The sequence below is a fragment of the Mesorhizobium sp. M2A.F.Ca.ET.046.03.2.1 genome (assembly GCF_003952425.1).
GTDB lineage: Bacteria > Pseudomonadota > Alphaproteobacteria > Rhizobiales > Rhizobiaceae > Mesorhizobium.
The window spans coordinates 7195595-7209847 of sequence record NZ_CP034449.1; the positions used below are offsets into that span (position 1 = coordinate 7195595).

Sequence of the window (14253 nt, forward strand, 5' to 3'; positions counted from 1 at the left end):
CATGCGCTTTACGCCTAGCATTCTTGGCAAGCTGGTTGAACCGATCAATCGTCGCCGCTTCCAGACGATTGTGGATAGCCATGACGGGGATGCGTATGACAAGTCGTTCAAGAGCTGGGACCATCTCGTGGTGTTGATCTATGCTCAGCTCAGCGGCGCGACGAGCCTTCGCAGCCTGCAAGCCGGCTGGAACGCCAACTGCCAGCACCATTACCACCTCGGCAGCGACCTGTTGCGGCGCTCGACCTTGTCGGACGCCAACCGGCGCCGCCCTGTAGCCGTCTTCGCCGAGACGTTCGCCCTGCTTGCAGGCCAACTCGACCGGCAGATGCGTCGCGAAGGCAGTGCCATGCTGCGGCTGATCGATTCCACGCCCATCCCGCTCGGCAAGCTTTGCGACTGGGCCAAGTCGAACGGCCGCATCCGCGGCATGAAGCTGCATATCGTCTATGATCCAGACAGCGACTGTCCGCGCGTCCTCGACATCACCGATGCCAACGTCAACGACGCCCAGATCGGCCGCACCATCTCTATCGAAGACGGTGCGACCTACGTGTTCGACAAGGGTTACTGCCACTACGGCTGGTGGACGGCGATCGCGGCGGCGCAAGCCTTCTTCGTCACCCGGCCCAAAACCAACATGGGGCTCAAGCTGGTGTGCGATCGTCCCCTCGCAGCCATGCACGGCGATGGCTTCACCGTGCTTGAGGATGCCGAGGTGAGCTTTGCCAGCAAGGGCGATTCCAAACTACCGATCCGCTTGCGTCGCATCATCGTGAAGCGAGACGAAGGCGACACCATCACGCTGCTGACCAACGATCTCGAGCGCTCGGCCGCCGACATAGCAGCCTCTACAAGGGGCGCTGGCAGATTGAGCTCCTGTTCCGCTGGATCAAGCAGCACCTCAAGATCCGTAAGTTCCTCGGCAACAATGACAACGCCATCCGCCTGCAGCTCTTCGCCGCCATGATCGCCTATGCGCTGTTGCGCATTGCAGCGCGCGCATATCGCGTTGCACTGCCGATCCTGCGCTTCACCGACCTGGTGACACGATGCCTGTTCGAGCGGCGCCACATCGCCGCCATCGACAAACCGCCGCCCGTCAATCCAAGTCGAAGGTACCCCCGTTGCTCTCCCGATCAGATGAGCCTCGACTCTGTCTAACTTTCTCCGGACAGCCCTGCCCATGTGGGAGAAGGTGTCGCCGAAGGCGACGGATGAGGGGTGCTCCAGGGAAAACCAACGTCTCACTCCGCTGGAACACCCCTCATCCGTCTCGGCGCTGCGCGCCGATCCACCTTCTCCCACAAGGGGAGAAGGAAGAGGCGCTACAGCGGCATCTCCGAGGTCTGCTTGATGATCTGGCTGGGCACGTCCGTCTTGACGTTCTGGACGCCCTTGATGCGGCTCAGATGCTCCGACTGGAAGCGGCGGTAGTCGTCGATGCCGGCCGCCACGATGCGCACCAGGGCGTCGCAGTCGCCCATCATCAGATAGCACTCCATCACTTCGGGGAATTTCGCCACCTCGGCGGCGAAATGCTCGATCGTGTCCTCGTCCTGCTGCTTCAGCCAGATGCGGGTGAAGAAGGTCTGGCCGCGGCCGATCTTGGCCGGGTTGAGCACCGCGACATAGCGGTCGATGACGCCCGCCTCCTCGAGCAGTTTCACGCGCCGCAGGCAGGGCGACGGCGAGAGACCGACTTGCCTGGCAAGGTCGTTGTTTGCCATGCGCCCGTCGCGCTGCAGGGCGCGCAGGATGCGCCTGTCGATCTCATCGAGCTTCATGGTTCTAGATTCCAATTCTATAGGTGAATGCGCTATCCAATGCCGAATTTTGGCAGAAATGGCGCATTTTCGCAACCCGATTGCCGCGCGTTTCGGCTATGGTCCGGGACCTACAACAACCCCACAACCGAACGGGAGAACGGGTGGCCGCAAGGCCAGCCGAAAGCAAAGCCATGAGCGTTTCCGAGATCGCCCTCGCCGAGGGCAAGGCCGCCAACAGGCGCGGCGCCGAGTTCCGGCGCGGGCTCGCTGCCGCGACGCCGGTGCTGCTCGGCGTCGTTCCCTATGCGCTGGTGCTCGGCGCGCAGGCCGCGCAGAGGGGCCTCAGCGTGCTCGAGGTGCCGCTGATGACCGGGCTCAACTTCGCCGGCGGCTCCGAATTCGCCGCGATCCAGCTCTGGACCTCGCCACCGCATGTCCTGCTGATCGCCGCCATCACGCTTTTGGTCAACAGCCGGCATTTCCTGATGGGTGCAGCGCTTGCGCCTTTCATCAGGCACCTGCCGAAGCGCCAGGTTTTTCCGGCGCTGTTCCTGATGTGCGACGAGAGCTGGGCGGTGGGCCTTGCAGATGCGCAGCGCCGTGCCACGGCCGGCACGCGGCCGGCCTTCAGCCTGCCTTTCTATCTCGGCGCCGGCTTGTCCGTCTACCTCGCCTGGGTGGCGTTCACGACTTGCGGCGCGGCGCTCGGGCCTGTGCTTGGCGACGTCGAGACATATGGTTTTGCGATGGCCTTCCCGGCCGTCTTCCTGGTGCTGCTGCGGGGCATGTGGAAAGGCTTTGCCGCGGCGCGGCCCTGGCTGGTCAGCCTCGTGGTGGCGGCGCTCACCTATCTCGTTGTGCCCGGCGCCTGGTATGTGGCGGCCGGCGCGCTGTCCGGCCTGGTGGCCGCGTGGTTCCTGGCAGGTGAGACATGATCGACCCGATGACCGTGCTTGCCATCCTGGCGATGGCCGGCGTGACGTATCTCACCCGTGTCGGCGGCTATGTTGTGCTCAAGAACCGCGCGCTCAGCCCGCGCGCCACGGCGGTGATGGAAGCCGCGCCCGGCTGCGTGCTGATCTCGGTGATCGCGCCGGATTTCGTCTCGAGGAATCCGGCCGACCTCGCGGCTTTAGCCATCACCTTGCTTGCCGCGACGAGGCTGTCGATGCTGCCGACAGTTGTGATCGGGGTGGCTTCGGCGGGCGTGTTGCGGTGGCTGATCGGATAACCGGCCTCAGAGGCTGTAGAGCCCGAGCTCGTCCGGCTGGTCGCCCTCCCCGCTTGCGTGCCGCTTCAACGCGGCATCCAGCCTGTCGTTGTCGCCGCCTTGCGGGCGGACGATCGCGTTGACCAGCGCATCCAGCGAAACGCCAAGCTGGTCCAGGCCAAGCTGCCTTTCGATCTTGGCAACCGCCGACGGAGATTGCCGTTTCAACGCCTCGACGGCGCTCTTGATCGCCGAACCGTAGGAAGACACGGACTCGTAGTCGGTCTGGTCGACGCCGAACTCCTTGCCCGCCTGCTGCATCAGCCGGACCTTGGTTGCCGTGATGTTGAGGCCGTCGAGGCTGAACTTGGATGCCGAGACCGCGGGCTGCATGACCGGCGAAGCCGCCGGGCCGGCGACGCTGTCGATGCTCGCGGCGGGTCTCGCTGGTGGCGGCAGGCGCTGCGGCTGCAGGATCACAAGCGCGGTGCTGAGCGTCGAAGACATTGCCGGGTCTCGCACGCGCCCGTCCGTCATGGACCGGACGCCGGACAGTCAAGCCAAGACCTCATGTCCCGAGCGAAGCGTTTCACAGGGAATAACCCGGTTGTCCTAAGAGTTCGATAGAACGATGGTTCACCTTTTAACGATGAGCCGCGCTATCGCCTTGGTTTGGCTCAATGCCGAAGCTCAGTCGTCGCCGCCACCACCACCATCGCCGCCGCCACCGCCGCCGCCGGTGTCGCCGCCCCCGTCATGGCTGCCACCGTCGCCGCCTTCGTTGTCGCCATCGTGATCCTCGCCCTGGTGATCGCCGTCCTGGTCGCCTTCATGCGAGCCGGAGGCGGCCCTGTCGCCGCCATGCCCGGCGTCGTCATTCTCTGCGGCCTCGTGGTCGTCGCCAACGCTGGATGTGTTGACCTCGTCATCGTCGGCTGTCGACGCCGCCGTCAACCCGCCGCCATTATCCGAGCCAGCATGGGATGACTGGGCGGCGAAGATGCCGAGCAGGCCGATTGCGGTTGCCGCAAGCAAGGGAAGGGTTTTCATGCAGGCGCTCCGATCCGGTTATCGGAGCATCTTTGCCGCGCCGGATTACAGCGCCCTTAAGTGAGTAATTGTAATTTTAGCAACTGCTTATTTTCAGCCCAACCTGGCATGCGGCCGTTCCGGTGACATCGAGCCGCCGGCGGCTCTTGCCACGATCGCCGCCAGCGGTTCGGGCCGGTGCAGGAAATAGCCCTGGCCATAGGCGACGCCCATGCCCATGAGGATCTCCAGCGCGTTTTTCTCCTCGACCTTTTCGGCCACCACGGCGGCGCCCATCGAGCGCGCGATGCCGGTGATCGCCGAGACGATCTCGCGATCGAAACGGCTGTCGGCGATGTGCTCGACGAAGGAACCATCGATCTTGATGGCGTCGATGGGGAAGCGCCTGAGATATTCGAACGAGCTCATGCCGGCGCCGAAATCGTCAAGGCTGACGCGACAATGGCGGAGCCTCGCCTTGCGCACGAACTCGGCCGCCGCGTCGAAATTGGTGACGGCAGCGGTCTCCGTGATCTCGAAGCCAATGGCCGACGGCGGCGCGCCGCTCTCGGCGATGGCCTCGTCGACGAAATCCCATAGATGCGGATCGGAAAGCGTCTGCGCCGACAGGTTGAAGTCGAGCGCGATGGCGCCCGCGCGCATCGCCTCGCCGTGGCGCGTCAGCGCGGTGCGGATGATCCAGCGGTCGAGCCGCGCGGCAAGGCCGAAACGTTCGGCGACCGGCATGAAATCGCCGGGCGGGATCATCGTGCCGGTGCGGGCCTCGAGCCTGGCCAGGACCTCGACATGGCGGCTGTCCTCCCACGGCAGGCCGAGCCGATGGATCTCCTGGCCGAACAGCTTCAACCGGCCATCCTCCATCGCGTCGACAAGGTCGGCCGCCAGCCGCGCGGCGTTGAGCCCGCCGGCGCCGGACGTCGTGTCGGGCGAGAACACGGCGAAACGGTCGCGGCCACCGGCCTTGGCGGCGTAGCAGGCATCGTCGGCGCAGGCGAGTGCATCGGCCACGCTCATGTTGCGGTCGCGCACGAAGGCGATGCCGATGCTGGCGGCAAGCCTGCGCGAGGTGACCGCCGAGCCGAGATCGGCATCGCGCACCGCGGCGAGCACGCCGCGGGCGATGCGCTCGGCGCAAGCGTCATTGCAGTTCGGCACCATCAGCGCGAATTCATCGCCGCCGAGGCGCGCCGCACGCGCCGACGCGGGCAGGCTGGCGAGGATGCCCGCCGCGACGCTCTTCAGCGCCAGGTCGCCGGCGGCATGACCGGCATAGTCGTTGAGCGCCTTGAAGTAGTCGAGGTCGACGTAAAACACCGCCAGCGGCAGGCGCTCGACCATGGCGATGTTCTCGGCGAGCAGCCGGTCGAAGGCGGAACGGTTGAGCAGACCGGTCAGGGCGTCGTGGCGCGCGGCGAAGGCAAGTCCCTCGGCGCGCATCTTCTCCTCGGTGATGTCGCGCACGGTGCCCAAGATCTGCCCGGCCGAGCCGACATCGGCGACGAAGCGCACCAGCGTTTCGAGATGACGGACCTCGCCGTCACGCCGGATGATGCGGTATTGCGAGGCCACGACATCGTTGGAGCCCGGCACGATCTGACGGGCGCGCTCGGTGGCTTCCTTATCGTCCGGATGAAGATAGGTGTGCCAGAGCTCGGCCGACACCTCGTCCTTGTCGGCAGCGAGGCCGAATATCTCACGGGTGCGCGCGTCCCAGAAGGTTTTCCTTGTGCCGATATCGTGATGCCAGATGCCGGTACCGCTGGCTGCAAGCGCGAGGCGGAAGCGGACGTTGACCTGCTCGAGCGCCGCCTCGGCTTCCTTCTGGCGGGTGATGTCGGTCTGCACGCCCATCAGCCGAAGCGGCTTGCCGTCGGCGTCGCGCTCGACAATGCCGCCACGGTCGAGAACCCAGACCCAGTGGCCGTTCTTGTGGCGCAGGCGCAGCTCGGTCTCAATGGAATCGACGAGACCCGCAATGTGCCGGTCGCCGCTTTCCTGCGCGCGCTGGCGGTCGTCGGGATGGGTAAGCTTCAGCCAGAGATCGGGCGTGTTGGCGAGCTCGCCCGGCTCATAGCCCAGCATCTTCGACCAAGTCGGTGAATAGTAGCAATCGCCGGCCGACAGATTCCAGTCCCAAAGGCCCAGATGAGCGCGGTCAAGCGCCTGCGCCCAGAACTTGCCGTTGCGTTTATTGTCGTCCGCCATACTTTGGTTCGTGCCACCCGGTCTCTGCAGTCTTGCATGAAAGCAGAGAAGAAAGAGTTACCGGGGGTGGAACTGCTTGATCTCCCCCTTGTAGGGGTTGAGGAGCGGTCCGCGCAGCGTATTGGCTTTCCGAGCCACGAAAGCCGGCAGACTGCTCTCAGGCAGTCTGCAGGAACACCTCTTCGGGCGCCATCCCGACCAGCTCGGCAAAGCGGCCATGGTCGGTCGCGCCCTCCGAGTTGATGACGAGCACGCGCGAACGCCTGTCGAGGCCAAGCGCGGCGCGCATGCGCCTGTCGCCCGCGGCGCGGACCAGCCCGGCGAGGCCTGCCCCGCCGCTCTCGCCGGAGATAATGGCCGGGTCGTTGCCGAGCGGCCGCGCCAGCCGCTTCATCACCGCGACCGCATCGTCTTCGTCCACCGTCATGAAGGCATCGCCGACGCGCGCCAGCACGCGCCAGGCGACCAGGGACGGCTCGGCGCATTCGAGCATCGTCATCACGGTCGGCTCCTGATTTGCGATCGTTGCCGGACGTCCGGCCTCAGCCGAAGCGTAGACGCAAGCCGAGCGCTCCGGCTCCACCACCACGGCCTTCGGCCGCCTGGAGCCGAGCAGGACCGCCATATGGCCGGCGATCGCGGCCGCGAAGCCGCCGACGCCGGCCTGCAGGAAGACATGCGTTGGCGGCTCGGGCAGACGCCGCAGCGTCTCGCGCACGATCACCGTATAGCCCTGCATGACCAGGCCGGGGACGCGCTCATAGCCGAGCCAGGAAGTGTTGGAGACGATCTTCCAGCCGCGCTCGGCGCCGACGCGCGCGACCTCGCGCACCGCATGGTCATAGCCGCCCTCGACCTCAACGATCTCGGCGCCGAAGCGGGCGATGGCCGCGACCCGCTCGCGGCTTACGCCGGCATGGACGAAGATCACCGACCGCGCGCCGACGAGGCTGGCGCCCTGCGCGACCGAGCGGCCATGGTTGCCGTCGGTGGCGCAGACGAAGATCATGCCGGAGGCGATCTGGCGCACCCGGGCGTCGTTTATCTCGCCGATGTCGACGTCTCGCCCGAGCCACTTGCCGGCCTCCTCCAGCACCAGCCGCATGACGGCATAGGCCCCGCCCAGCGCCTTGAAGGAGCCAAGGCCAAGACGCTGGCCCTCATCCTTGACATGAAGCGCGGCGATGCCGAGCTCGCCGGCCAATGCCGGCAAGGCATGCAGCGGTGTTTCGGCATCGCTTTGGCGCGCCTTGAGGTAACGCTCGGCCCGCTCTCCTCCCGCCCTGCCGAGCGACTCGGCATCGGCGGCAACCAACGGCTGGTTGTGTTCTGGGCGTTGGTTGAGAAGCAGCATGCTAGTCTTCCTGCGAGGCACTGAACTCTGTCCGCGGGCCTGATTCGGGCGCGATTCTGGACGCTTTCATTGGCTAAGTGATTGAAGTTTGTTTCGATTGGATGTCGCCGGATGTTCGTTTCGGAGGGCTCGACACCGCCAACTTGACTATTTTTGGGGGTATTTCGCTTCGGTTGCAGGGTGCGGGCGTGGAGGTGCCGGTGTGGAGCCGAAAGCCGACAATTCACCACGGCAAGCGCTTGCCATCGCGAAAGAAGCCGCCGGTCGGGCCGTCGTCGGGCAAGGTCGCGGCCCAGACGATGCCGGCAGCGCCTTGCGCCACCGGGCGTCCGCCCGGTCCGCCCATGTCGGTCGCGACCCAGCCTGGACAGATCGCATTGACGAGCACGCCCGAGCCGCGCAATTCGGCCGCCACGATGCGGGTCAGCGCGTTGAGCGTCGCCTTGCTGGTAGAATAGGCCGGCGCGCCGGCGCCCATCGAAGCAAGCGAGCCTCCTTCCGACGAAACATTGACCAGCCGGCCATGGCCGGAGGCGCTGAGCAGCGGCGCAAAGGCGGCTGCGACACGCCAGGCGCCGAAGACATTGGTCTCGAAAGCCTCGCGGATCACTGTCCAGTCGGGCTGGAGCGCCTGCGCCGACGGGTCGTAATGGATCGCGGCGTTGTTCACCAAAACGTCGAGCTGGCCGAAGCGGCGCTCGACCTCTGCCGCGGCGCTCACGGCCGCTTCAGGCGCGGCGACATCCAACTCGATGGCCTCGACCTTGCCGCCGAGCTTCCTGGCCGCCGCCTCGCCCTTGGCGAGATCACGCACGCCGATGAGCACTGTGAAGCCGAGTTCCGCGAGCTGGCGGGCCGTTTCCAGGCCGATGCCACGGTTGCCGCCGGTGACCAGGGCCACCTTGCCGGAATTCTTGGTGTTGGTCATTGCTGCTGTTCCTTCAATTTCCTCTTACCGACAGCCAAGATGGCATCGATCACGCCGACCGATTAAAGCGCCGAATTGGCGCTCATTGCGCAATGCAGTTCATGAACGGGCGCGGTCTTTGTTTCTGCGCAATTCCGGACGGAAAACCGCTACGGACTTTTCCTGGAATTGCTCTAGGGCCGAATGGTCCCAACTCGGCTGGAGGACTTTACTGGCCGGACCGACAGCAGATTGGCGGGCGTTTGGGATGACCTGGCGGTACGCTCAATCGAAACCGATCCAGATGTAGCCATCCTCCTCGCGGCACGGAAAGAGGTGCAGCGGAGCCCGGTTCTTTGAAATATCGCCGAGAATCTCCATGCCGGCCGAAGTTCCGTCCTCATTGAGCGCCTCGCACCACCTTACGATTTCGCCTGTATCCAGATCGAATCCGCTGTGATGCCAGCGACACACCAGAGTGCCGTCCTCGCCGAAAATGCTCGCCCGTCCTGCGTGGCCGTTGGCCCGCAAGCCAGTCTCGAAGAATGGCAACTTCAAATGCGGGCAGGCATTGTTAAAGGCATAGACGCGCCCGCCCCTGCGCAAAATCACGGCATAGAGCGCCTGGAACTCGATGACTTTGTGGTCGCCATCCTTCAGTTCGCTCGTGGCAACCGTCCGATGCCAGGTCTTGCCGCCCAGCTGCATAGTCTCCCGCGCGCCTTTTTCGTTCAGCCGGCGCTCGGCTTCAACCTTCAGCTTCTTTATCTCGTACAGCGTAATTCGGTCGGAGGTACCGCGCAAACGCACTCGAATGAAATCGGATATTTCAACCTCACCCTTGACCTGTTCATAGAGCGTCTCGGTAATCAGGAGGCGGGTTCCGGCCTCCTTGTTGGCCGCTTCCACCCGGCTCGCCACATTGACCGCATCGCCGATAGCCGTCAGGCGCTCGTTGCCGGGCGATCCGACCGAGCCAATCACCGCTTCGCCCAGATGCAAGCCCACGCGAATATCGAACTCGATGCCATACATCGAGGCAAAAAAGGGCTTCAGCCGATCGACCGTGGCAAGGGTCTGCAGGGCCGCATTGACGGCGCGCACCGGTGCATCGTCCTGGCCCTGCACGCCGAATATCGCCATAAGCCCGTCGCCGACGAACTTGTCGATGTAGCCGTCGTTGAGCTCGATGACTTCAGCGACCTGAGTGAAATACCGATTGAGCAGGTACATGACGTCGTAGGGCGTCAAAGTTTCGGAGAAATGGGTGAACCCGGCGACGTCGCTGAAGAAAATGACGACCGACTTCAGCTCGCCCGCACTGGTGGACCTGTGCGGGAGCAACTGACTGGTCATTCGCAGGTCGGTCTCGTCGAGTACGAGCCTGCGGAAGGTGATGTCGGAGTCAGGTCTGAGCTGGCATGCCAGGCGTACGTTGTTGCCAAGCCCCAACCGCTCCACGAGGGCGCGCTCCGGCGCGGTGCGCTCCGGGCAGCGGTCCGCGCCGTCGAGGATCCAAATCCGGCAGGTCGAGCACTTGGCCTTGCCGCCGCAAGCGCAGGCGATCGGGACATCTGCCCGGCGAGCGGCTTCAAGGACAGATTCCCCGAGCGCCGATTTGATCGATATGTCGTCGGGCAGTGACAGCAACGTAGGCATCGGAACTGATCTTCCAGTACTAAGTGGCGCCAGACGCTGGTGTTAATAACAGGTCTGTCAGCCGGACACCGTTTTGGCCTCGTTCCGGCGACATTAGCCCAGCAGCGGCTCGGACGCCATCGTCGAGTCCGATAGTCCGCCTGGGTCGGTCGGAAGGCGCGTTTCGCGTCGGGTTTTCACCAGCAGGCAGCCCCCGTTCCACGGGCGGGGAAATGCCGGACACAATCCGGAAACAAGATTCAACAATCCGGAAAAACTAGCGAAAAAACCCGCTGTCATAAACGGCACCGGAGCAGCCGAGCGATTGCGGCGCGCGACAACAGACATCGATCTTAACCAAGGATTGCCGATTATGAAAAAGACCCTTCTTTCCGCACTCGGCCTTGCCGTCGCGCTCGCTTTCGCGGTGCCATCGCTGGGCACCACCGAAGCCAACGCCGCCGCGACGACCACGACCACTGCTCCGGCCGCGACCACCGAAGCTGCGAAGCCGGCAGCGACCGCCGCCAAGCCGGCCAGCAATGGCCCGCACAAGAAGCATCACCGCAAGCATCACCGTCACCACGCCCGTAAGCATCATCACGTGAAGAAGCACGCGAAGCATCATGCCAAGAAGCATCCCGTGAAGAAGCACCATGTGCGCAAGCACCATGCGAAGAAGCATGCTGCGAAGAAGGCCGCGTAAGGCCAGAGGCGTTTCGAACTTCATGACCGGATGATCCCGGACCGCTTCCAAAGGGTTCAGGATCGTCGCTTCCCGAAAACGCCGCCCTCCCTTCCGGGCGGCGTTTTTTGGTTGCCTTAGTGAGGCATGATCTTCTCCGAAAACCGGCAACCACTTTTCGGGATCATGCCTTACTTCTTCTGCGGATGGATGGTGTCGCCGCGCTTCAGCATGGCCACCAGATCGGCGATCTTCTTCTTGCGCCCCGCCTCGGTCTTCATGTTGTTGGTGCGGAAGGCGAGCGCGAAGCGGTTTTGCGCCGAGAGCTTTTCCAGCATCGCTTTCGCCTTCGGCTCGGCATCGATCGCGGCCTGCATCATCTCCTTCGAGCCGGCATAGGCACGGTCCCAGCGGCCGTCGGCCTTGGCAGCCTCGACCTCGCGCAGGCCGTGCTCGGTCATGCGGCCCGCCTCGACCAGGCGCGCGACATTGTCGATGTTGATCTTGCTCCAGATGCTCTTTTTACCGCGCGGCGTGTAGCGCTGCAGGAAGCTCTTGTCGTCGAGCGACTTGCGCACCGCGTCGATCCAGCCGAAGCAGAGCACGACGTCGACCGCCTCCTTCGGCGTGATCGAGGCGAGGCCCGAGCCGACCTTGTGGATCTTGATCCAGACCTCGCTTTCAGAGGCGTGGTTGTCGGCCAGCCAGGCATGGAAGCTTTGCGCATCGGGGAATTCCCGGACCTTGTCCGGATCGACCTTGATCGGGGCCATTGTCACCTCGTTTTTCGCCGCCAGCAGTGTCGACGATTCCTCGGCGATTGTAGCGAGAGCTGGTGCCAGTTTCCGTCAACAGGCGTTAGGCTGGTCTGGCGGATTCCTCTTTTCGAATTGATGCGCTAACCCAAGACAATTTCTCCTAATTCTCCAACGACTTGAACAACCCCACACTTCTGTTGACTTCCACAGATGTGTGGAATACGCTATCTTTTATGAACGCAAGCGAATTCCGGCGCTGGCTCGCCAAGCAGGGATGCACCTTTTGAAACCCACCGCGGTGGGAGCGGTCACCTGACTGTTCGTTTTAAAGACAAGGTCTCGCAGCTGCCGATGCATGGCGGCGGCAAGGAGCTTGGAACGCGTCTGGTCGAGAAGATCAAGAAGGATCTGGGCCTGAAATAGAGGAGACCGTGTATGTGGTATGAAGTCGCTCTCACGCCCGACGACAACGATACCTGGCTGGTTACGGCGCCTCAATTCGACGAGGTGGTCTCGTATGGCGGCACAAAAGAGGAAGCCTGCCGCAATGGACGCAATGCCATCGAGGAAGCCATCGCCGCCCGAATTGCGCATGGGGATGATATCCCCTTCCCGCTCAAGGAAACCAAGGGCAAGGGATGGTTTGTGGAAGTCCCGGCGCTCGTCTTCCTGAAATCGGCTCTCTACATGGCCTTGAGGGAAAAGGGCTGGAGTCGGGCCGATCTGATGCGCGAGCTGAAATGCCAACGGGAGCATGTCGATCGGCTGTTCCGGCTCGACCACAATTCACGGCTCGACTCGCTCGAGGAGGCGTTCAAGGCGCTCGGCCATCCGCTGCGCTTTGACATGGAGTTCCACAAGGCCGCCTGACTTTGCCGGCGAGCCTGGGCGGCCGATCCATCATCGGGCCTTCCGATACCACTATCGGCTTCTTCCGTTTCCGCTTCGCGGGTTGGCCTGCCACATGACCGTCCATGCAAAGGAAAGGCATGGACATGGAAAAGATCCTGATCGTCGGCGGCAGTTCGGGCATGGGGCTGGCGCTCGCCAGGCGCTGCCTCCAGGAAGGCGCGCACGTCATCATCGCCGGGCGTGGCGAAGCGAAGCTGGATGCTGCGCGGGATGGGCTCGGCCGGCCGGGAGCGCTCGAAACGGCGGTGGTCGACGTCAGCCGCGAGGATGAGGTCGCGGCGCTGTTCGAGCGCATCGGCCGGCTCGATCATATCGTCAGCACCGCGGCCGCGATCGAAGGCGCCTACCGGCTGTTGCCCGACATCGAGCTTTCGGCCGCGCAGCGAGTGGTGGAGAGCAAGTTTTACGGGCCGCTGCTGCTCGCAAAGCGTGGGGCGCCGAAGCTGCCGCCGACAGGCTCGCTCACCTTCGTCACCGGTATCGCGGCCTACCGGCCGGCAGCGCGCGGCTCGGTGGTCGCCGCCGTCAATGCGGCGCTGGAGGGGCTGGTGCGAGCCTTGGCGGTCGAGCTGGCGCCGATCCGCGTCAACGCCGTCTCGCCGGGCTGGGTCGACACGCCGATTTGGGAGTTCGTCGCCGGCGACCGGAAGGGCGAGACTCTGGCCGCGATGGCTGAGCGGTTACCCGCCGGACGCGTCGGAAAGCCGGAAGACATCGCCGATGCAATCCGCTTCCTGATCGGCAACGGCTTCACGACGGGAGAGACGCTGCATGTCGAGGGCGGCCACCGGCTGGTGTGACCGGCGCGAAGCCCTCTCCTGCAGCGGCTATTTGTTTTTGCGCAATTCCGGACGGAAAACCGTTGCACACTTTTCCTGGAATTGCTCGAACAGCGCCTTCAGCGACGGCGGCAGGACGCGGCGGCGACGCCAGACCATCACGATGTCGGCGGAACGGACCGGGCCGGGCCAGGCAAGCTCGGCCACCTCGCCGCGATCGATCGCGGCGGCGACCGCCAGCCGCGGCACGAGGCCAAAGCCGGCGCCGGCCGCCACCAGTCCGGCGATGGCGTCGATGCTGCCGGCTTCGGCGGCCAGCCTTGGCTTGCCAAGCCCCGCTTCGCCGAACGCCTTGTCGACCATGGCGCGGTAGACGCAGCCGGTCTCGGTGGCAACGAAATGCTTCTCGGCCAGCGTCGCCAGGTCGACATCCACATGGTTGTCGCCAGGCGGCGCGATCAGCGCCAGCGGCTCGACCGCCACCACGCGCCTGGCAAGGCGCTGGTCGGATGCGCTGGTATCGAGCTCAGGCGGCCGCTCGAAGCAGAAGGCGACATCGATCTCGCCATCGCTGAGCCTGCGCAGCAAGTCGCCGCTGCCGGCGATCCGGAGCTTGATGTCGATGCCGGCATGGGCGGCACGGAAACGGGCGAGCCATGGAGCCAGCCTTGCCGAGGCGATCGTCTCCAGCGCGCCGATCGACAGGCTGCCTGCCATGTCGGCTTTGGTGGCATCGACGGCGGCGCGGGCGGCGTCGGCAAGCGCCAGCAGGTCCTCGGCATAGGGTTTCAGGGCCTCGCCCGCCGGCGTCAGGGTGAGCCCCTGCCGCGAGCGGGTGAACAGGCCGGCTCCAAGCTCGGTTTCCAGCGCCTGGATCTGATCGCTGACGCTCGACTGGGCGAGATTGACCTCCTGCGCGGCGCGCGTGACGTTGCCCGTCCGCGCGACCGCCAGAAAGGTTTTCAGCAGCCTTGGATGCATCCGGC

At 64.5% G+C, this 14253-nt stretch carries 14 protein-coding genes and 1 pseudogene; 6 read left to right on the forward strand and 9 right to left on the reverse strand.

Features of this window, described 5'->3' with window-relative positions; all coding sequences use genetic code 11:
• Position 1 precedes the first annotated feature (1 nt).
• Positions 2 to 1164, forward strand: a pseudogene (locus EJ072_RS34735) (IS4 family transposase).
• Between the two features lie 164 nt (positions 1165 to 1328).
• On the opposite strand, the gene EJ072_RS34740 reads toward EJ072_RS34735, so the two are convergent.
• Positions 1329 to 1787, reverse strand: a complete 459-nt coding sequence (locus tag EJ072_RS34740) for an Lrp/AsnC family transcriptional regulator (RefSeq protein ID WP_126083271.1) — start codon at positions 1785 to 1787, stop codon at positions 1329 to 1331.
• Between the two features lie 173 nt (positions 1788 to 1960).
• Between EJ072_RS34740 and EJ072_RS34745 the strand changes: the two genes are divergently transcribed.
• Positions 1961 to 2704 carry an AzlC family ABC transporter permease gene (locus EJ072_RS34745; protein WP_126083272.1) on the forward strand — a complete coding sequence of 248 codons (744 nt, stop codon included), beginning with the start codon at positions 1961 to 1963 and terminating at the stop codon, positions 2702 to 2704.
• A complete protein-coding gene (locus tag EJ072_RS34750; protein ID WP_126083273.1) occupies positions 2701 to 3000 on the forward strand; it encodes an AzlD family protein in 300 nt (99 codons plus the stop codon). Before EJ072_RS34745 ends, EJ072_RS34750 begins: the two co-directional genes overlap by 4 nt.
• A gap of 6 nt (positions 3001 to 3006) precedes the next feature.
• Here EJ072_RS34750 and EJ072_RS34755 read toward each other — a convergent pair whose 3' ends face one another.
• From EJ072_RS34755 to EJ072_RS34785, 6 genes are all read right to left on the reverse strand, one after another.
• Positions 3007 to 3486, reverse strand: a complete 480-nt coding sequence (locus tag EJ072_RS34755) for a hypothetical protein (protein WP_126083274.1) — start codon at positions 3484 to 3486, stop codon at positions 3007 to 3009.
• Between the two features lie 183 nt (positions 3487 to 3669).
• The gene (locus EJ072_RS36295; protein ID WP_189343169.1) at positions 3670 to 4029 is read right to left on the reverse strand and encodes a hypothetical protein; all 360 of its coding nucleotides are present in this window, start codon (positions 4027 to 4029) and stop codon (positions 3670 to 3672) included.
• 93 nt (positions 4030 to 4122) lie between these two features.
• Complete coding sequence (locus EJ072_RS34770) at positions 4123 to 6234, reverse strand: EAL domain-containing protein (RefSeq protein ID WP_126083276.1); 2112 nt, start codon at positions 6232 to 6234, stop codon at positions 4123 to 4125.
• A 157-nt stretch (positions 6235 to 6391) separates the two neighbouring features.
• A complete protein-coding gene (locus tag EJ072_RS34775; RefSeq protein WP_126083277.1) occupies positions 6392 to 7588 on the reverse strand; it encodes a diaminopropionate ammonia-lyase in 1197 nt (398 codons plus the stop codon).
• A 223-nt stretch (positions 7589 to 7811) separates the two neighbouring features.
• The gene (locus tag EJ072_RS34780) at positions 7812 to 8516 is read right to left on the reverse strand and encodes an SDR family NAD(P)-dependent oxidoreductase (protein ID WP_126083278.1); all 705 of its coding nucleotides are present in this window, start codon (positions 8514 to 8516) and stop codon (positions 7812 to 7814) included.
• Between the two features lie 264 nt (positions 8517 to 8780).
• Positions 8781 to 10154 carry an adenylate/guanylate cyclase domain-containing protein gene (locus EJ072_RS34785; protein WP_126083279.1) on the reverse strand — a complete coding sequence of 458 codons (1374 nt, stop codon included), beginning with the start codon at positions 10152 to 10154 and terminating at the stop codon, positions 8781 to 8783.
• Between the two features lie 352 nt (positions 10155 to 10506).
• On the opposite strand from EJ072_RS34785, the gene EJ072_RS34790 reads away from it, so the two are divergent.
• Complete coding sequence (locus tag EJ072_RS34790) at positions 10507 to 10839, forward strand: hypothetical protein (protein WP_126083280.1); 333 nt, start codon at positions 10507 to 10509, stop codon at positions 10837 to 10839.
• Positions 10840 to 11009: 170 nt separating this feature from the next.
• On the opposite strand, the gene EJ072_RS34795 is transcribed toward EJ072_RS34790, so the two are convergent.
• Positions 11010 to 11591: a YdeI/OmpD-associated family protein gene (locus EJ072_RS34795; protein WP_126083281.1), complete on the reverse strand. Its 582-nt coding sequence runs from the start codon at positions 11589 to 11591 to the stop codon at positions 11010 to 11012.
• A gap of 420 nt (positions 11592 to 12011) precedes the next feature.
• Here EJ072_RS34795 and EJ072_RS34805 point away from each other — a divergent pair, with 420 nt between their 5' ends.
• Together EJ072_RS34805 and EJ072_RS34810 are read left to right on the forward strand one after the other, a co-directional pair.
• The gene (locus EJ072_RS34805; RefSeq protein ID WP_126083282.1) at positions 12012 to 12446 is read left to right on the forward strand and encodes a type II toxin-antitoxin system HicB family antitoxin; all 435 of its coding nucleotides are present in this window, start codon (positions 12012 to 12014) and stop codon (positions 12444 to 12446) included.
• 104 nt (positions 12447 to 12550) lie between these two features.
• Positions 12551 to 13288, forward strand: a complete 738-nt coding sequence (locus EJ072_RS34810) for an SDR family oxidoreductase (RefSeq protein WP_126083283.1) — start codon at positions 12551 to 12553, stop codon at positions 13286 to 13288.
• Positions 13289 to 13315: 27 nt separating this feature from the next.
• On the opposite strand, the gene EJ072_RS34815 is transcribed toward EJ072_RS34810, so the two are convergent.
• On the reverse strand, positions 13316 to 14248 hold the full coding sequence (locus EJ072_RS34815; RefSeq protein WP_126083284.1) for a LysR family transcriptional regulator: 933 nt from the start codon (positions 14246 to 14248) through the stop codon (positions 13316 to 13318).
• Between the last annotated feature and the right edge of the window lie 5 nt (positions 14249 to 14253).